Below are 17,635 nucleotides of genomic sequence, written 5' to 3' on the forward strand. Positions count from 1 at the left end.
TTTTTCTCAATCCAGTCGAGCACCGACGGCCTTGGCGACCGCGCCCCAGCGCACCGATTCCGAAGCAATGAATCTGCCGAATTCATCCGGCGAACTGGCAACGACCGTAACGCCCTGCTCCGCGAAAACCTTGCTCAGCTCCGGCGACTTCAACGCCGTCGATGCCGCGCGCTGGAGCTGCTCGACGATGGCCGTCGGCGTCTGGGCCGGTGCGACCATGCCGTACCAGTCGTAGATTTCCATGCCCGGCACACCGAGTTCGGCCAGCGTCGGCACTGCCGGCAGCACCGGGATGCGGCCTTCGCTCGTCACGGCCAGAGCGCGAAGTTTTCCGGCCTGGATGAAAGGCAGAACCACCGGCACGTCGGCCATCATCAGGTCGACCTGGCCGCCGATCAGATCGGTCAGCGCGGGCGCGGCGCCGCGATACGGAATGTGGTTGAACGTCAGCTTGGCCTCGCGCTTCAGCATCTCGACTTCCAGGTGCGTGGTCGTGCCGCTGCCGGCCGAGGCGTAGTTGAGCTTCTCGGGCGCGACGCGCGCCGCCGCTGCCAGGTCGCCGTACGTCTTGTATGCCGAGGTCGCGGAGACCACGAGCACCGTGGGCACCTTCAACGCCTGCGTCACGGCACGCAGATCGGTCTGCGGCTTGTACGGCATGGTCGGCGTGATGTGCGGCACGATGGCCAGTGCGCCGGTCGATGAAAACAGCAGCGTATAGCCGTCGGCGGGCGCCTTGGCAACGGTGTCGGCACCGAGCACGCCGGCAGCGCCGCCCTTGTTGTCGACGATGACCGGCTGGCCGAGGATCGTGCCCATGCGCGCAGCCAGCACGCGGGCGGTCTGGTCGACCGGGCCGCCGGCCGGGAACGGCACGACGATGCGGACCGGCTTGTTCGGGTATCCCGTGCCGGCGGGAGCGGGCTGCGCCGTCGCGAGCAGCGAGAGTGTCGCGAAGCCGGCCGCGACGGCCATCTTGCGCAGAAGGCCGGCGCGGGATTCTTGTCTGTTCATGTCGATGTCTCCGTTCATTTTTCTTCTACTTCTCGTTCGCAGCACGTGCGTGCGCGGCCGCATCGCGCTCGCGGTCGAGTTCCGCCATCAGTTCGGGCAACCGGTCGCGTGCGGTCTGCTGTTCTTCGGCATAAAGACTGCGACCATGGGCGTCGATGCCGACCGTCGCGGGGCCGAGCCCGCGCACGCGCAGTCGCGCCAGCCGGTAATGCATCAGCATGTCTGTCCAGCCGACTTCCAGCACTTCCTCGATGGCCTCGGACAGCAGCGTGCAGCCGCCGCCGAGGAACGACAGATAGACGCAGCCGACCTCCTGCATCGCCTCGGCGCAGGCCATGTCCAGCCCACCCTTCCCTCCTACCGCATGCCACTGATAGCCGGGTATCAGCTTCGGCATGTAGGGGTTGAAGCGGGTGCTCGTCGTCGGGTTGATGTAGAGCAACTCGAAGCGGCCGTCGACCTCGCGGCTGTAGCTGCCGAGGTGGAACAGCGAGACGCCCTGCAGGTCCATCGGCATCGGCTCGCGGCCGGCCAGGCAGCCAAGCAGACGCTCGTGCGTCGGCATGCCGGCGGTGACGACGATCTCGCCGTCGATCACGACCAGATCTCCGGCGCGCAGCGAGCGTGCGTCCTCGGCGGAAAGCGGAAAAGTCAGGCGGTGCGTTCGGATGGTCATTCGGCGCTCACTCGACGATCTCCACCCGGCCGTCGTTGTAGAGCCGGGCGCGGGTGCGGCGGTTGATCCAGCAATTGAAAGCCACCGCCACCGGCGTGAAGCCGTGGCCGGCCGCGTAGTTGACGTGGACCGCCATCGCCGTCGAATCGCCGCCCGTGCCCATCGGGCCGAAGCCGGTCTTGTTGACGGCGCGGACCAGCCGCGCCTCCATGTCGGCGACGATCGGCTCGTCGCTCACGGTGCCGATCGGCCGCAAGGTCGCTTCCTTGGCCATCTTGGCCGCATAGTCGAAAGTACCGCCAATGCCCACACCGATCACCACCGGCGGGCATGGCTGCGAGCCGGCCTTGATGACCGTGTCCATCACGAACTTCTCGATGGTGTGCAGATCGGGAAAGCTGAAGATCTCCAGCGCGGCCCAGCGGCCCGAACCGAGCGCCTTGGGCGAACAGGTGATGTCGACGTGATCGCAGTCGTCGACCATGTCGAAGGTGACGATCGGCATGCCCTTGCCCTGGTAGCCGCGCTCCAGCGTCAGCGGATGGGTCACGTGCGGCAGCAACGGAGGCTGGATGTTCTGCACCAGGTCCGCGAAGCCCTCGGTGATGGCCTGTCGCACATTGCCCTCGAAGCGCGCCTGCGTGCCGACCCGCACGAAGAACACCGGTATGCCGGCGTCGGAGCAGACGAAATGATTGGAGCGCTGCGCCGCGTCCGCGCTCTTGAGCATGATGCGCAGCGTGTGCTGGGCCGTGGCGTTGGACTCAGCGCTTTCGGCACGCTGAAGCGCGGCCTTCGTGTCCTCGGGGATTCCGCGCAGCGAACGGTCGTAGAGCTGGGCGGTCAGCGTCTTGATGGCGGCCTGGCTTATGGCCATGGCCGTGCCTCGGCGTGTGTTCGGTTCATGTCTCGGGCCTTCTTTTCATTGCTGCCCCGTTGTCGCAGCTGAGCCCCATCTTCCGATTTTCCGCAGTGCCTGGGTAGACCCGGCCGTCATAGCTGCTATGCACAGCCGCACAAAAAAAAGAGCGCACCGGGCGGTGCGCTCTTTTCAGGTCATGAGCCCGCAGGGGGTCAGGCGGCAGTTCGCTCGATGTCGAAGCGGTCCAGATTCATCACCTTGGTCCAGGCGGCGACGAAGTCGTCGACGAACTTTTCATGGCTGTCCGAGCTGGCATACACCTCGGCGGTCGCACGCAGGATCGCGTTCGAGCCGAAGACCAGATCGGCGCGCGTCGCGGTCCAGCGCGCTTCGCCGGTCTTGCGATCGACACCCTCGAACGCTTCCTTCGAACCGGCCGACGGCTTCCATGCCGTGTTCATGTCGAGCAGGTTGACGAAGAAGTCGTTGCTCAGGCTGCCCGGCCTGGTCGTCAGCACGCCGTGCTTGGACTCGCCGACGTTCGCGCCGATTGCGCGCAGGCCACCGACCAGCACGGTCAGCTCGGGTCCGGTCAGCGTCAGCAGTTGTGCCTTGTCGACCAGGAAAACCTCGGCCGGCACGGCATAGCGCGACTTGACGTAGTTGCGGAAACCGTCCGCGACCGGCTCGAGCGAATCGAACGACTCGACATCGGTGTGTTCCTGCGACGCGTCGGTACGACCCGGCGTGAACGGCACCTTGACTTCACGTCCGGCGTCCTTCGCTGCCTGCTCGACACCGGCATTGCCTGCCAGCACGATCAGGTCTGCAATGGAGATCTTCTTGCCGCCTGCAGCCGAGCCGTTGAACTCGGATTGAATGCCTTCCAGCGTCTGCAGTATCTTGGCCAGCTTCGCGGGCTCGTTCGAGACCCAGTCCTTCTGCGGTGCGAGACGGATGCGCGCACCGTTGGCGCCGCCGCGACGGTCCGAGCCGCGGAAGGTCGAAGCCGAAGCCCAGGCCGTCGAGACGAGCTGCGACACGGTCAGGCCGGATGCCAGCACCTTCTGCTTCAGCGATTCCACGTCATGATCGTCGACCAGCGCGTGGTCGACATCCGGCACCGGGTCTTGCCAGATCAGCACTTCCGCTGGCACTTCGGAGCCGAGGTAGCGCGCACGCGGACCCATGTCGCGGTGCGTGAGCTTGAACCAAGCGCGGGCGAACGCGTCGGCAAGCTGGTCGGGGTTCTCGAGGAAGCGGCGCGAGATCTTCTCGTAGGCCGGGTCCATGCGAAGCGCGACGTCGGAGGTCAGCATGGTGGGAACCAGCTTCTTCGACGGATCGTGCGCATGCGGAATCGTGGCTTCCGCATCCTTCGCAGTCCACTGGAAAGCACCGGCCGGGCTCTTCGTCAGTTCCCATTCGAACTTGAACAGATGCTCGAAGTATTCGTTGGTCCACTGCGTCGGCCTGGTGGTCCAGGTCACTTCCAGGCCACTGGTGATCGTGTCGCCGCCGTGGCCCTTGCCAAAACTGTTCTTCCAGCCGAAACCCTGGTCTTCGATGCCGGCTGCTTCGGGTTCGTGTGCGACATGGGCTGCATCGCCTGCGCCGTGCGTCTTGCCGAAGGTATGACCGCCGGCGATGAGCGCAACGGTCTCTTCATCGTTCATCGCCATGCGGCCGAAGGTGTCGCGGATGTCGCGTGCCGAAGCGATCGGGTCGGGCTTGCCGTCCGGACCTTCCGGATTGACGTAGATCAGGCCCATCTGCACTGCGGCGAGCGGGTTCTCGAGATCACGCGAATGCGGTGCCTGGCTGTCGTCGTCCTTGACCAGCACGCCGTGGCTCTCTTCGACGCCGGGCGAACCGCCCTCCGAGTAACGGATGTCGCCGCCGAGCCATTTGTCTTCACGGCCCCAGTACACGTCCTGGTCGGGTTCCCACACATCGGCACGGCCGCCAGCGAAGCCGAAGGTCTTGAAGCCCATGGTTTCGAGCGCGACGTTACCGGTGAGGATGTACAGGTCGGCCCAGGAGATCTTGCGGCCGTATTTCTGCTTGATCGGCCACAGCAGGCGACGCGCCTTGTCCAGGCTGACGTTGTCGGGCCAGCTGTTCAGCGGCGCAAAACGCTGCTGACCGCGACCCGCGCCGCCACGGCCGTCGCCGATGCGGTAGGTGCCGGCACTGTGCCAGGCCATGCGGATGAAGAGCGGACCGTAGTGGCCGAAGTCGGCCGGCCACCAATCCTGCGAATCGGTCATGAGTGCGGCGAGATCGGCCTTGACTGCGGCCAGGTCGAGCGTCTTGAATTCGGCGGCGTAGTCGAAATCCTTTTCCATCGGATTCGATTTCGACGAGTGCTGGTGCAGCAGGTCCACGCGCAACGCCTGTGGCCACCAGTCACGGTTGGTCCGGCCGCTACCGGAGGCCTGGCTGAAGGGGCACCTGACTTCGCTATTTTCTTTTTGCTGACTGTCCATGGGGAGACTCCTACGTGTTTTGCCGAAAGGCTGAGAGGGAATCGCAAATTCTGAAGCAGAAGCTTTGCGATAGCGAATAGAACTACTTTATGTGGGTCATAGGCGGTAGAAACCCTTTGTGTCCGGCCTGCTACTTGCTTGCGGAATCGGACGATTGCATCGAGCATTTGCCATGACCTCATCTGCCAAACCCGCAAACCCCGCCGCCGCCACATCTCCTGCATCTCCTGCATCCCTCGCCGCGCTCCCGCTGATCGAGAAGTGGATCTCCTTCGCCTCGGTTTCGCGCGACAGCAACCTGCCGATCATCGAATGGACGCGTGACTTTCTCGCGTCGCACGACATCGAGAGCCACCTGACATACGACGAAACCGGTCGCAAGGCGAATCTCTGGGCCACGCTTCCGGCGGATGATGGCGAGACCAGGATCGGCGGCCTCGTGCTGTCGGGCCATACCGACGTGGTGCCGGTCGACGGCCAGCCGTGGGACACCGATCCGTTCGTGGCGACCGTCGTCGGCGACAAGCTCCACGGCCGCGGCGTGACCGACATGAAGGGCTACGGCGCGACCGCACTGATGATGGTGCCCGAACTGCTCAAGCGGAAGCTTAAGCGCCCGGTGCACCTGGCCTTCAGCTACGACGAGGAAGTCGGCTGCATCGGCGTGCGCAACCTGATCTCGAAGATGGTCGACGACGGCTACAAGCCGGCCGGCTGCATCGTCGGCGAGCCGACCGGGATGCAGGTGGTGATCGCGCACAAGGGCAAGCATGCGTACAAGACCACGGTGCGCGGCCACGAAGCGCATTCGTCGCTGACGCCGCAGGGCGTGAACGCGGTCGAGATCGCCTGCGAGTTCGTCGCGAACCTCAAGGGCATCGCGCGCCGGCTCGCGGCCGAAGGTCCGTTCGACGACGCCTTCGACGTGCCCTTCACCACCGTGCACACCGGCGTGATCTCGGGCGGCACGGCGCTCAACATCATCCCGCGCCACTGCGACGTGACCTGGGAGATCCGCCATCACCACATGAATTCGCCGGTAGCACTGTTCAACGAGGCCAAGGCTTTCGGCGACAGCCTGCTGCCGGCCATGCATGCGGTCGCGCCGGACACCGGCATCACGCACAAGCTCAACTCGGTGCTGCCCGGTTTTGCGACCAGCGCAGACAGCGATATCGCGCAACTGTGCTTCCGCTGCGCCGAGGTCGACGGCGCGGGCGCCGCGGTCAAGGTGTCGTTCGGCACGGAGGCGGCGCTGTTCCATCAGGTCGGCGTGCCGACCATCGTCTGCGGTCCCGGCCACATCGCGCAGGCGCATCAACCCAACGAGTGGGTCACGCTCGAACAACTGGCCTGGTGCGAGCGCTTCATGCGCCGCCTGGCCGACGAAATCTGCATCAACTGAAAAAGGGAAGAGAACTCATGACCGTGGACCGACGTAAATTTCTTGGCACTGCTTTCGCGCTTGGCGCCGTATCCGCAACCGCCGGCAAAGACGCCTTCGCGCAGACTGCTGCCGCACCCAATACGCGCGTGGAGCGCATCGTCGTGCCGTTCGCGGCAGGCGGCGTGCAGGACATCCTGGCGCGCTCCATATCGACCGAGCTCGGCGTCGCGCTGGGTCAGACCGTCATCGTCGAGAACCGGGCCGGCGCAGGCGGCACGGTTGGCACCGGATATGTCGCAAAGTCGGCGCCGGACGGCAACACGATGGTGCTGGCCGCGGCGAGCCACAACATCGCCGGCACGCTCTACACAAAGCTCGCCTACGACCCGCAAAAGGATTTCGCGCCCATCGCCCACATCGGCACCGCCGACTACGTGCTGATGATCCATGCCGACGTGCCGGCAAAGACAGTCGCCGAATACATCCGCCATGCCAAGGCCAACCCCGGCAAGCTGAACTACGCGACCAGCGGCGTCGGCAGCGCGACGCACCTGTCGATGGCGTATTTCAACGGGCTGGCCGGCATCGACGTCGTGCATATCCCCTTGAAGGCGACCGGCGAAGCCATCAACGAAGTGATCTCCGGTCGCGCGCAGGCGGTGATCGCGGCGAGCATCGGCGCGCTGGCCTTCGTCAACGACAGCCGCGTGCGCCTGATCGGCGTGACGTCGACGCAGCGCTCCAAGTACCTGCCGGCCATTCCGACCATCGCCGAGAGTGGCCTGCCCGGCTACCGCTTCGATTCGTGGTTCGGCCTTCTCGGCCCGGCGAACATTCCGGCAGCTTCGGTCGAGCGCATCAACGCGGCCGTCGGTACGCTGTTGAAAGACCCGGTCGTGCTCGAACGACTCGACAAGCAGGGCATCCGCCCGCAGGCCATGAGCAGCGCCGACTTCGGCAAGCTGCTGGCAGTCGACTACAAGCGCATGGCCGAAGTCGTCAAGGCGTCGGGCGCGACGGTCGACTGAGCCGCTCGAACAGGATGCCGGCGACCACGCAGCCGGCAGCCATCAAGAGCAAGCCGCCGAGACCGCGTGTGGCATCGATGAAGACCGGCATCGGTGCCACCACATCGGCGAATTTCAGAGCCACTACCAGACCGGTTCCCGCCGCCGACGGCAGGAGCCAACTGCGCCACGCAGGCCATCTGCGCGCGAGAAAAAGCGCCACGCCGAACGCCGGCAGCCAGGCCGCCAGCACGACACCCGCATAAATGGGGCCGAAACCGACCAGATCCTGTGCCGACATGAGAGCGCGTGTCTGCAATGGAATCTCCACGCCCAGCCTGACCAGCGCCTGCAGGTTGAAATGCGTCTGCACCAGCGAGCCCCAGGCCGAAGCCAGCAGCCAGGCCAGACCGAAGGCCAACGCGGTCCGACGCCATGCATGTCGCACACGAAGGCGCGCCGGCATTACTCGATTCAGGGCATTTGTCCGGCTCATGAGAAGGTCCTGCATTTCATACTTTGCACATGATGCAACAGGCCAAACGATCGGGATGTGAGATGTCGACCACAGAACGCCGCGGGGTGCTTACGGTGCTTTCGGCCTTGATCGGCGCCGCTGCCGTCCTTTGCTTTTCGGCACCGGCGGCAGCACAAACGCCGCCGAAGACCGGCTACAGGATCGACACGGTCGCTGCCGGACTCGAGTTCCCGTGGGCGCTCGCCTTCCTGCCGAACGGCGACATGCTGGTGACCGAACGTGCCGGCCGCTTGCGCGTGATCGAGCGCGGCGCGGACGGCAGGTATGCGCTCCGTGCCGAACCTGTGGCCGGCGTACCGCCCGTGCTCGCGCATGCCCAGGCGGGACTGTTCGACCTGATGCTCGACCCCGGCTTCGCGGGCAACGGCCTGCTCTATCTTTCCTTCGCTCACGGCGAACCCGATGCCAATCATCTGCGCGTGGTGCGCGCTCGTTTCGACAGCCGACGCCTCTTGGACGTCACACCGATCTTCACATCGCGACCCGCCAAGACGCACAGCAATCACTTCGGCGGCCGCATGGCGCTGCTGCCCGACGGCACCATCGTGGTCGGGATGGGCGACGGCAATCTCGAACGCACCGACGCGCAGCGCCTGACCACGCACCTCGGCAAGACGATGCGCTTCGGTCGCGACGGCAGCGTGCCTCCGGACAACCCGTTCGTCGGACGCGCCGACGCGCTGCCCGAGATCTACAGCATCGGCCATCGAAATCCGCAGGGCATGGTGTTCGTCGCAGCCGACCGGGCGCTGTATGCGCACGAGCATGGCTCAAAGGGCGGCGACGAACTCAACCGGATCGAGCGCGGCGTCAACTACGGCTGGCCGATCACCACCGGCGGCGTCGACTACACCGGCGCGCGCATCACGCCGTACAGGACCCGTCCCGGCATCGTGTCGCCGCTGCTCGAATGGACGCCGTCCATCGCGCCGGCCGGAATGGCTTACTACGACGGCACACTGTTCCCGGAATGGCGCGGCAGCCTGTTCGTTGCCGCGCTGAAAGAGCGCAGCGTGCGCCGCGTGCCGATGCGCGCGGGCGTGCCGGGAAAAGAGGAAATCCTGTTCATGGAACCCGGCGCGCGCATGCGCGACGTACGCAGCGGGCCGGACGGCGCGCTCTATCTTCTGACCGACGACAAGGACGGCAAGGTGCTGCGCGTCAGTCCGGGCTGACCCGCGTTGCTCACTAGAGCGGCACCGATAGCGTTTGCAACTCGTCGAAATCCGTGCTGAACCGTCCGCTCGATACATAGGTTTCGAGATTCAGCCGCTGGACCAGCGCCATGTCCACCCGCCCGATCGCATCCTCCACGCTTACGCCGGCAGAAACCGAAGCCGCGACGTTGGAGGCCAGCTGCACGACGCGGCCGAGGTTGGGCGCCGCGCCGCCGATCGGCTCCAGCGAATAGCGGATCGCAGCGACGACTTCCCTCGGCAACCCCAGCCGGTCGGCCCAGATCGCGCTGATCATCGGGTGCGTCACCCCGAAAGCCGCCGCTTCCACCAGCGCCAGCTCCTGGCCCCACAGCGTCCGGTAGCCCAGCATCGCGCCCAACGCTTCGTCGGGATGGCTCTGGCAGAGGATCAGGTGGCCGACGCCCTGCAGCAGTCCGGCGCAATAAGCCATCTCCCCATTGACGTCGGCACGCGCCGCGATCTGCCGCGCTGAAGAAGCGCTGATCACCGACACCATCCAGAACTGCCGCAGGTTCACGGCCGGCACTTCGACGAAGGCCGCCATCGCGCCGCTGGCGATCAGCAGCGTCTGCAGCGAATTCAGGCCGACGGTCGACACCGCGTCCTCGATGGACGCCAGCGAGCGTCGACCGCCGAAAAACGACGAATTCGCCAGCCGCAGGACCCGCGAGCTGAGCACCGGATCCTGCTCCAGCTCCTCCGTGACGTCCGCAAAACTGGCGTCGGGCTTGCGGATGACGGAAAGCACGCGCTCGACCACGCGCGGAACCATCGGCAGTTTCACCCTGCCCGCCATCACGTCCTGAATGAAATCCATGGTGCGCCGTCCGTCAAAAGCCTTTCCGAGCTTTTAAAACAAACGACCGTTTTGCACCAGATACATTTAGAAATATTTAGCCGAATGGCGTAGCCGAGTGGTATTTGGTTTTCATCGCGCGCGCAGCAATTCGCCGACTTCCAACAGCACGAGTTCGTTGTCGTCCGCCTTGTTCGGCTCGCGGCTGCTGCTGAAAGGCAGGTTGTTGTCGTTGCCGACCACGATGTGCGTGGCGTCGACGACATCCACGTTTTCGATGGTGAAGAAAGGGAAAGCCAGAGCGCCGTTTGCGGTCGGCTTCTTCGCGATGCGCTGCGGATCCTGGATGTTCAGCAGATCGATGTAGCCGATCTTGCGCAGCTCGGCACCTGCGTTGGCATCGGTCAGCTCGACCTTGTAGACGCGCTTGAACTTCGCGAGATCGTGGAAGCAGTCGGTGCGCTTCTGGCCTTCCGGGCAGGCCTTGTCGGCGGTGCCTTCGCCGTTGTCGCGCTCGATGATCAGACCGGTGCTGTCGTCGATCATGTTGAAGTCGCCGATGGCATGGTGATTGGCTTCGAGCACGTACTTCCAGTGGCGGCCGGTCCATTGCGCGGCCCTGACGTCGAATTCGAGGACGCGCAAATACTGCCTGCCGCCGTCGACCGATTCATAGGCCTTGGCCGCGTCGTTCCACAGCGGACCTTCGAGCAGCGCATAGAGCTTGCTGCCGTCTTTCGACGTGGCCATGCCTTCGAAGCCCTTCGAGCGCTTGACCTCGAACGCCGGCACCTTCGCATCCGGCGCGCCGGGCATCGCGACAGCCGGATGGTCCGGCGAACGCACGACCTTGCCGTCGACCAGCGTGTCGAACACGGCCAGCACCTTGCCGTTCATGTCGGCCTTGATCAGGAATGGGCCGAACTCGTCGCCGATCCAGATCGCGCCGTCGGCGAACTGGAAGCTTTCGGGATCGAAATCGGCACCGGTGAGATAGCGCTCCTTCGTGCCTTCCTCGGCAATGCGGAACGGCACCTTCTTCTCGGGGTCGTGCAGGAACACCGTCTTCTGGCGCTTGAACTCGCCGCTCTTGAAGTCCACCTTGTAGTGATTCAGGTAGAGCATGAAATCCGGCGAGTTGGCTTTGGCGCCAGCGCCGTTGTCGGTGAGGATCCAGAAAGAGCCGTCCGGCATGTGCCTGATGCCGGAATGGCCCTGCAGCGGCTGGCCCTTGAAAGGCAGCGAGACGCCGGTCGGCCGACCTGCCGAAGTGCCTTCGACGGAGCCGGTCTGCTCGACGCGCCTGGCAGTCGTGAACTTGCCGCTGGTCTGCAGGTCGACGGGTGCGTTCTTCGGCGCGGCGACGAAACTCTGCGCGGGAAGGACGGCGTGGCCGGCCAGCGTGGCCGGAAAGGCTTGCTGGACTTGCTGGACTTGCTGGGATTGCTGCGCGTGGGCGGAACCGAGTGCGGCGCAGGTCAGGGCTGCGCAGGCGGCGATGCGGGTGATGGAGAGCATGTGGAGGCTTGAGGCAGTGGAAGCGGCGAATGAACCGCAAAGCCGCGACGATGCCGACCCCGCATGACACGCGAATGACGCGTTCCTGCGCCGGCTATGCCGTTCGGAGTCTGCCGATCAACCGCCCGCCGAACATCACGACGCCAAGTGCGGCGACGACGCAAGCACTTCCTACCCACTGCCACGGCGTCACCTGCTCGCCGAGAAGCAGCATGCCGGCCGCCAGACCGACCACCGGAACGCCGAGACTGAACGGCGCCACGCGATTGGCGGGATGACGCGTGAGTAGCCCTGTCCACATCGTGTAGGCCGCGATGGTCGCGAACCAGCCCAGATACGCGACGCCGGCCCAGGCCCCAGGACTTGCGTTCATCCATTGCCAGCGCGTGGCGACGGGATCGAACAGCCATGACATCGCCGCGAAAGGCAGGATCGGCACCAGCGACATCCACACCATGAACTGCAGCGGGTCGAAGCCCGGCTGCGCCTGCTGCGCGCGACGCGCGATGATGTTCGACGTTGCCCACATCGCCGCGGAACACAGGTTGAGCGCCAGGCCAAGCAAGGTGATGCCGCCGGTCGGTGCACCGCTGAACACGTTGAGCGCAAAGCAACCCAGCCCGGCCGCGGCAAAAACCAGCCCGACACGCAACGGCCCGCCGAGCCGCTCGCTCAGCAGGAACGCACCCAGCAGCGTGGTGATGAACACCTGCGTCTGGAGGATCACCGAAGCGAGGGCAGCCGTCATCCCGACCTGCAACGCGACGAACAGGAAGCCGAACTGGCCGAATTGCGCAAGGCCTGCCGGGATCAGCCAGCGCCACGAAAGGGCGGGCTTCCTGATGAAGAAAATGAGCGGGAGCACCGCGAAGACATAGCGGAACACGCCGAGCTGGAACGGCGTGAAGTCGCGCAAGGAGAACTTCATCGCGACGAAGTTGAGGCCCCAGATAACGACTGCGCCGAGTGCGGCGAGGAGATCGGTGCCGATGAGGGGGGCTTGGGGGCTCGGTGCAGAGGCGGCTTTCATGCCGGGGATTGTGTGCGCGTTCTAGACTTGCCGGATGCAACCCGACGACCACTTCAATCCCCGCACCGCCCGCCTGCTCGGCTACGCCGGCCTGATCCCGTTCTTCGCCGGCGCTGCCTGGGTCTGGGCCGTGCGCGACACGCCGGCCGTCGGTGCCGCCACCTTCGCCCTGGCGACCTACGCAGCGACGATCACTGCATTCCTCGGCGGCGTGCACTGGGGACCGGCACTGCGCGACGGCGGCCGCGACATTGCCGCGCTGGCCTGGGGCGTGATGCCGCAACTCGCGGCCTGGCTGGTGCTGTTGCTGCTGCCGTCGCGCCTGGTGCTCGCGGCGCTGGCCGCGCTGCTGGCGTTGTGCTACCTGGTCGACCGGCGGATGTACGTCCGGGCCGGCCTGTCGGCATGGTTGCCGATGCGGCTGCAGCTCACGCTGGGCGCGGTCGCGAGCTGCCTTGCCGGGGCACTGATACCCGCCCTGCGCTAGCGTCGATCGACCCGCCGATTAATCCACCGATTACCCCGCCCGGCTCTGCGCCCGGCGCGACAGCATGTTGAACACCTCGACCAGCGTCGAGAACGCCATCGCCGCGTAGATGTAGCCCTTCGGCACATGCACGCCGAAGCCGTCGGCGATCAGGACCGCGCCGATCATCAGCAGGAAGCCGAGCGCCAGCATCACGACGGTCGGGTTGCGATTGATGAAGTTGGCGAGCGGCTCGGCGGCGATCAGCATCACGGCGACCGCGACGATGACGGCGATGACCATCACGGCCAGGTTGTCGGTCATGCCGACGGCCGTCAGGATCGAGTCGACGGAAAACACCATGTCGAGCAGCACGATCTGCACGATCACCGACGAGAACGCGATCGTCGCCACCTTCGCGGCACCGCCGGTTTCGGACGGCCGCACCGGATCGACGTGATGATGGATCTCCTTGGTCGCCTTCCAGATCAGGAACAGGCCACCCGCGATAAGGATCAGGTCGCGCCAAGAGAACTGCGTCTCGAAACTCGGCACGCCGGCCGCGTCGAGCGAGCCCTTGATGCCGAGATCGAAAACCGGCGCCGTAAGGCCGACCAGCCACGCGATCATCGAAAGCAAACCGAGCCGCATGACCAACGCAAGCGCAATGCCGATGCGCCGCGCCTTCATGCGCTGATGCGCCGGCAGCTTGTTCGACAGGATCGAGATGAAGATCAGGTTGTCGATGCCGAGCACGACTTCCATGATGACCAGCGCGACGAGCGCCGCCCACGCGGTGGGATCGGAAAATAGGGCTTGCAGGCTTTCCACAGCGTTCCTTGGCTGAAATTGGGTGCGGCGGATGATGCCCGTCGATTGGGATATCTTTGTTGATGACCAGCATTCGGCTGGGTCTTTTAGAGCTCGAAAGTTATACTTCACTCTATTTTTATAGAGTATAGGTTCGATGCCGCCAACGCCTGTCGTACCAGATCTTTTCGTTGACTTGCCCGTATCGGCTCAGACCAACTTTTCCGAGCTTGTCGAGCAGACGCAGTCACGGATGCCGGAGCGTTCGGTTGCGGATCTACCGGGCTCGTTCAACAAGAAGGAAGTCAAAGGAATCCAATATTGGTACTGGCAGTTTCGCGATTTGCAGGGAAAGCTGAAACAGGTTTACCTGGGACCCGACGACGACAGGCTGCGAGCACTGATCAAAAAACGCGAGGAAGGCAGAACACAGGCATCGGACAGCGTCAACCGCTTGGCCGCGGCGTGCACTGCGCTGGGTTGCCAAACGATTCTTCGTCCGCATTTCAAAGTCATCAAACGACTTGCCGAACACGGATTTTTCGGCGCGGGCGGCGTGCTGATCGGCACCCATGCCTTCATCGCCATGTCGAACATGCTGGGTGTGCATTGGACGGGCGGATGGCGAACCAATGACATCGATTTCGCTCGCGCAGGCAAGAATGTCTCCCTCGCGCTGCCGACAAATATGGAAGCGGATGTGCATGACGCCATCACTTCTCTGGAAATGGGCCTGCTGCCGGCAAGATCGATCACCACTGGCGAAGGCGCGACCTACCTGAATGCCGGTCGGGGTGACATGCGGATCGATCTGCTGACAGTCGCTGGACGCAAAGACGATGTCTACCGCCACGCGCCGCTCAACGTCAATCTCCAGCCCTTGAAGTTCATGGAGTTCTCACTTGAGAAGACGACCCAGACCACCATCATTTCCGGCGAAGACGCGATCGTCGTGAACATACCGTCTCCCGTCCGTTATGCCCTTCATAAGCTGATCGTGATGGCGGAGCGCGAAGAGCAGTTCCGTTCGAAGATCGCCAAGGATGCGGGTCAGGTTGCATCCCTGGTGTCCTACGCGATGGAACGCTCGCCGCGCGCGTTGGCCGATGCGGGTACCGACCTGATGAGCCGCGGCATAGGCTGGCGTTCACGTGCCTCGGAGGGATTGGCGCAACTCGCAGTCTTTCATCCGGAAATCGCTGAAAAGCTCGGTGCCGTTTTGAAGCCCGGTCCGGTGATTTCGCTGCCGTCGAAGGCGCGTTGAACCGTCTCGCTGAGTTTGTTGCTTGAATCGCTGTACGAACTTTCGGTCGCTGGTGCGTGACTATGAATTCGGTCGGCTTACAGGATGTATGCCAGCTAGAACTTTGTGCTTCACCCCGATGTAAGCCTGTCCCGAGCGACTTCCCATAATCCCGCCAAGCCCTCGTTTGAAGGGCTGGTTCAGGGAGCTATCGGATGTCAGTTTTCGAAAGTCAGAACGATGCGCTGGTGCGCACCGTGAAAGTTCACGCGGCGGTGATTTCATGATCATCAGCCCACCCTTCCTCCCCGCGCGCACAGTCACGCCCGCCACGGCCACCGCACCTGCAACGACCGAAGACGAATCCGCCTGGCTCGCCCGCGCCATGACCCAGCCGCGCTCCCGGGCGCCCGGCACACGCGCCTTCGAAGGCTCCTACCCGGTCAGCGCCGCCCTGCAATGGCACAACGGTATCCACCTGGTGGCGCCTCACGAGACAGCTGGCGCGCTGCCCGTCTGCGCCATTGCCGACGGCAAGGTGATCTTCGTGAACCAGCCCGCGCCGCAGAATGCCGACCCCGCGCATCCTCAGAACTACATGCCCAACGGGAAGCCCGCGTGGACCGACAACGGCTGTGTGATCGTCGAACACACCACCGACATCGGCGCCGCAGGCGACACGGCGACGCAGATCGTCTACTACAGCCTGTACATGCATCTGAGCAAGGTCGAGGCGACAGTGAGGCTCGACAGCCGCATCTATCGCAAGGACCCTCTCCGCAGTCGCTGCAGATTCAAGCAATTGGATCAAACTAGATCAGCTAGCCAGCAGCCGATTTATCGGATCAGCCTTCTGTTCTAGCGCGCTCCAGAAATCAGAACCGTCCTCAAACCGGCAACCCCTTCCCCCTCAAAACCGCATCGAACCTCTCCGGATCCGAATTCCCCGCCAGATTCGTCGCCCGAATCCCCGCCTCCCTCTCCAGATGCAGCACCGCCCGCTTCAGCACCAGTTCCGCCTCCGAAGCCGGTATCGCAATCACCCCATCCGCGTCCCCCAGCATCAAATCCCCCGGCATCACAGCCAACCCCGCGCAGGCGACAGGCACATTGATCTCCCCCGGCCCCTCCTTGCTCGGCCCGCGATGCGTATGCCCGCGCGCGAACACCGGTAGCCCGCCCTCAGCCCATTCCAGCCGATCGCGCAGCGCGCCGTCGATGACCAGTCCGCCGAGCTTGCGCACCAGACATGTCGTGCGCATCAACCCGCCGATCAGTGCCTGCGTGAGGTCGCCACCGCCGTCGATGACGAGCACGTCGCCAGGCTGAACCATCATCAGCGCCTTGTGGATCATCAGGTTGTCGCCGGGACGCACGCGCACGGTGACGGCCTGGCCGCAGAGCACGGCGTCGAGGCTGCCGTGATAGCCGGTGAGGCCGACGGCGCCGACGCTGCGGCCCATGCAGTCGCCGGCGACGGCCACGGGGATGCGGCGGAAAGCGTCGATCAGCGTGGCCGGCAGGTTGTCGGCGCGGGGGTTGATTCGGTAGCCGGGCGGCCAGGCGGCGGATTTTGCGATCGACATATTCATTGGGTCACTGGGCGTTGGGTTGAATCGGTAGAGAAATCCGGGTCGCGTTGACGCAGGCGGACAGGTCCAGCTGGCCGCTCTGCAGATACGCCAGAACGGTGCGCGCCGCGCCGAGAGCCATCGCGTCGAGCGCGGCCCGCGTGGAGCCGCCGACGTGCGGTGTCAGCACGACGTTCGGCAGCGAGAGCAGCGCGTGGTTTTCGGGCAGCGGCTCGATCGACATCGTGTCGAGTCCCGCAGCGCGCAAATGGCCGCTGCGCAACGCGGCGATCAGCGCCACCTCGTCGACGACTTCGCCGCGCGCGGTGTTGATCAGGATCGCGCCGGGCCGCATGCGCGCGATGCGTTCCGCGCTCATCAGGTCGCGCGTGGCCTCGTTGAGCGGCACATGCAGGCTCAACACGTCGGCTGCTTCGACGACCGCATCGACGCTCTGCAACAGGCGCACGCCGTCGAGCGCGGCAGGCAACGCTGCCACCGAAGGATCGAAAGCCACGACCGGCATGCCCAGCGCCATCGCCACCGCAGCAACCTTGCGGCCGACCGCGCCGAGGCCGATCAGCCCCAGCGTGCGGCCGTGCAGTTCGAGCCCGTCCTGCGCACGCGACCAGCGGCCGGCGCGGAGCTCGGCGTCCATCCACGAGATGCGGCGGGCCGCGGCGAACATCAGCCCGAGCGTCATTTCGCAGACCGATTGCGCATTGGCGCCCGGCGTTACGCAGACCGGAATGCCGCGCGCCGTCGCGGCAGCCACGTCGATGTTGGGCACGCCGACGCCGTGCTTGCACACGATGCGCAGCGTCGGGCAGGCGTCCATGTCGCGCGCCGTGAGCAGGACGGTGCGCGAGATGACGGCGTCGACGGGCTCGGCGGACATGATCCGGCCGACTGCTTCGTCGTCGCTGTCTGCGGGCAGATACAGGACGCGGCAACCGGCGTCGTGCAGCAATCGCGCGCCCGGCGCGGCCAGCGTCGGCGCGGTGACCAGAACGGTGAAGTCGCGCATCG

The 17,635-nt window shown here is 64.8% G+C and carries 17 protein-coding genes; 6 read left to right on the forward strand and 11 right to left on the reverse strand.

What is annotated here, in order from left to right:
• Positions 1 to 6: 6 nt before the first annotated feature.
• From ACSFA3_RS06740 to katG, 4 genes are all read right to left on the reverse strand, one after another.
• Positions 7 to 1,014 carry a Bug family tripartite tricarboxylate transporter substrate binding protein gene (locus ACSFA3_RS06740; RefSeq protein WP_435504598.1) on the reverse strand — a complete coding sequence of 336 codons (1,008 nt, stop codon included), beginning with the start codon at positions 1,012 to 1,014 and terminating at the stop codon, positions 7 to 9.
• 25 nt (positions 1,015 to 1,039) lie between these two features.
• Positions 1,040 to 1,690, reverse strand: coding sequence for a fumarate hydratase C-terminal domain-containing protein (locus tag ACSFA3_RS06745; protein ID WP_435504599.1), 651 nt, complete (start codon positions 1,688 to 1,690; stop codon positions 1,040 to 1,042).
• Positions 1,691 to 1,697: 7 nt separating this feature from the next.
• Complete coding sequence (locus ACSFA3_RS06750; protein ID WP_435504600.1) at positions 1,698 to 2,567, reverse strand: fumarate hydratase; 870 nt, start codon at positions 2,565 to 2,567, stop codon at positions 1,698 to 1,700.
• 197 nt (positions 2,568 to 2,764) lie between these two features.
• Positions 2,765 to 5,041, reverse strand: coding sequence for a catalase/peroxidase HPI (gene katG / locus ACSFA3_RS06755; protein WP_435504601.1), 2,277 nt, complete (start codon positions 5,039 to 5,041; stop codon positions 2,765 to 2,767).
• A gap of 172 nt (positions 5,042 to 5,213) precedes the next feature.
• On the opposite strand from katG, the gene argE reads away from it, so the two are divergent.
• Complete coding sequence (gene argE, locus ACSFA3_RS06760; protein ID WP_435504602.1) at positions 5,214 to 6,446, forward strand: acetylornithine deacetylase; 1,233 nt, start codon at positions 5,214 to 5,216, stop codon at positions 6,444 to 6,446.
• A gap of 17 nt (positions 6,447 to 6,463) precedes the next feature.
• A complete protein-coding gene (locus ACSFA3_RS06765) occupies positions 6,464 to 7,456 on the forward strand; it encodes a tripartite tricarboxylate transporter substrate binding protein (RefSeq protein WP_435504603.1) in 993 nt (330 codons plus the stop codon).
• Here ACSFA3_RS06765 and ACSFA3_RS06770 read toward each other — a convergent pair.
• Positions 7,428 to 7,931, reverse strand: a complete 504-nt coding sequence (locus tag ACSFA3_RS06770; protein ID WP_435504604.1) for a hypothetical protein — start codon at positions 7,929 to 7,931, stop codon at positions 7,428 to 7,430. The genes ACSFA3_RS06765 and ACSFA3_RS06770 overlap by 29 nt on opposite strands.
• Before the next feature lie 62 nt (positions 7,932 to 7,993).
• Here ACSFA3_RS06770 and ACSFA3_RS06775 point away from each other — a divergent pair, with 62 nt between their 5' ends.
• Entirely contained in the window at positions 7,994 to 9,148 is a 1,155-nt protein-coding gene (locus ACSFA3_RS06775) for a PQQ-dependent sugar dehydrogenase (RefSeq protein ID WP_435504605.1), read from the forward strand.
• A gap of 13 nt (positions 9,149 to 9,161) precedes the next feature.
• Here the strand turns inward: ACSFA3_RS06775 and ACSFA3_RS06780 are convergent, their stop codons facing one another.
• The 3 genes from ACSFA3_RS06780 to ACSFA3_RS06790 form a co-directional block, all read right to left on the reverse strand.
• Entirely contained in the window at positions 9,162 to 9,989 is an 828-nt protein-coding gene (locus ACSFA3_RS06780; RefSeq protein WP_435504606.1) for an HDOD domain-containing protein, read from the reverse strand.
• Between the two features lie 111 nt (positions 9,990 to 10,100).
• Complete coding sequence (locus ACSFA3_RS06785) at positions 10,101 to 11,486, reverse strand: esterase-like activity of phytase family protein (protein ID WP_435504607.1); 1,386 nt, start codon at positions 11,484 to 11,486, stop codon at positions 10,101 to 10,103.
• A 94-nt stretch (positions 11,487 to 11,580) separates the two neighbouring features.
• Positions 11,581 to 12,516, reverse strand: a complete 936-nt coding sequence (locus tag ACSFA3_RS06790; RefSeq protein ID WP_435504608.1) for an EamA family transporter — start codon at positions 12,514 to 12,516, stop codon at positions 11,581 to 11,583.
• Positions 12,517 to 12,550: 34 nt separating this feature from the next.
• Here ACSFA3_RS06790 and ACSFA3_RS06795 point away from each other — a divergent pair, with 34 nt between their 5' ends.
• Positions 12,551 to 13,003 carry a DUF3429 domain-containing protein gene (locus ACSFA3_RS06795; RefSeq protein WP_435504609.1) on the forward strand — a complete coding sequence of 151 codons (453 nt, stop codon included), beginning with the start codon at positions 12,551 to 12,553 and terminating at the stop codon, positions 13,001 to 13,003.
• 30 nt (positions 13,004 to 13,033) lie between these two features.
• Here the strand turns inward: ACSFA3_RS06795 and ACSFA3_RS06800 are convergent, their stop codons facing one another.
• Positions 13,034 to 13,813 (reverse strand): TerC family protein, encoded by a 780-nt coding sequence (locus ACSFA3_RS06800; RefSeq protein ID WP_435504610.1) that lies wholly within the window; start codon positions 13,811 to 13,813, stop codon positions 13,034 to 13,036.
• A gap of 136 nt (positions 13,814 to 13,949) precedes the next feature.
• Between ACSFA3_RS06800 and ACSFA3_RS06805 the strand changes: the two genes are divergently transcribed.
• Together ACSFA3_RS06805 and ACSFA3_RS06810 are read left to right on the forward strand one after the other, a co-directional pair.
• Positions 13,950 to 15,056 (forward strand): GSU2403 family nucleotidyltransferase fold protein, encoded by a 1,107-nt coding sequence (locus tag ACSFA3_RS06805; protein WP_435504611.1) that lies wholly within the window; start codon positions 13,950 to 13,952, stop codon positions 15,054 to 15,056.
• Positions 15,057 to 15,318: 262 nt separating this feature from the next.
• Entirely contained in the window at positions 15,319 to 15,897 is a 579-nt protein-coding gene (locus tag ACSFA3_RS06810; RefSeq protein WP_435504612.1) for a M23 family metallopeptidase, read from the forward strand.
• A 25-nt stretch (positions 15,898 to 15,922) separates the two neighbouring features.
• On the opposite strand, the gene ACSFA3_RS06815 is transcribed toward ACSFA3_RS06810, so the two are convergent.
• Positions 15,923 to 16,627 (reverse strand): RraA family protein, encoded by a 705-nt coding sequence (locus tag ACSFA3_RS06815; protein WP_435504613.1) that lies wholly within the window; start codon positions 16,625 to 16,627, stop codon positions 15,923 to 15,925.
• A 4-nt stretch (positions 16,628 to 16,631) separates the two neighbouring features.
• Positions 16,632 to 17,633, reverse strand: coding sequence for a hydroxyacid dehydrogenase (locus tag ACSFA3_RS06820; RefSeq protein WP_435504614.1), 1,002 nt, complete (start codon positions 17,631 to 17,633; stop codon positions 16,632 to 16,634).
• Positions 17,634 to 17,635 lie beyond the last annotated feature (2 nt).

The sequence above is a fragment of the Variovorax glucosi genome, assembly GCF_051216695.1.
Classification (GTDB): Bacteria; Pseudomonadota; Gammaproteobacteria; order Burkholderiales; family Burkholderiaceae_C; genus Variovorax.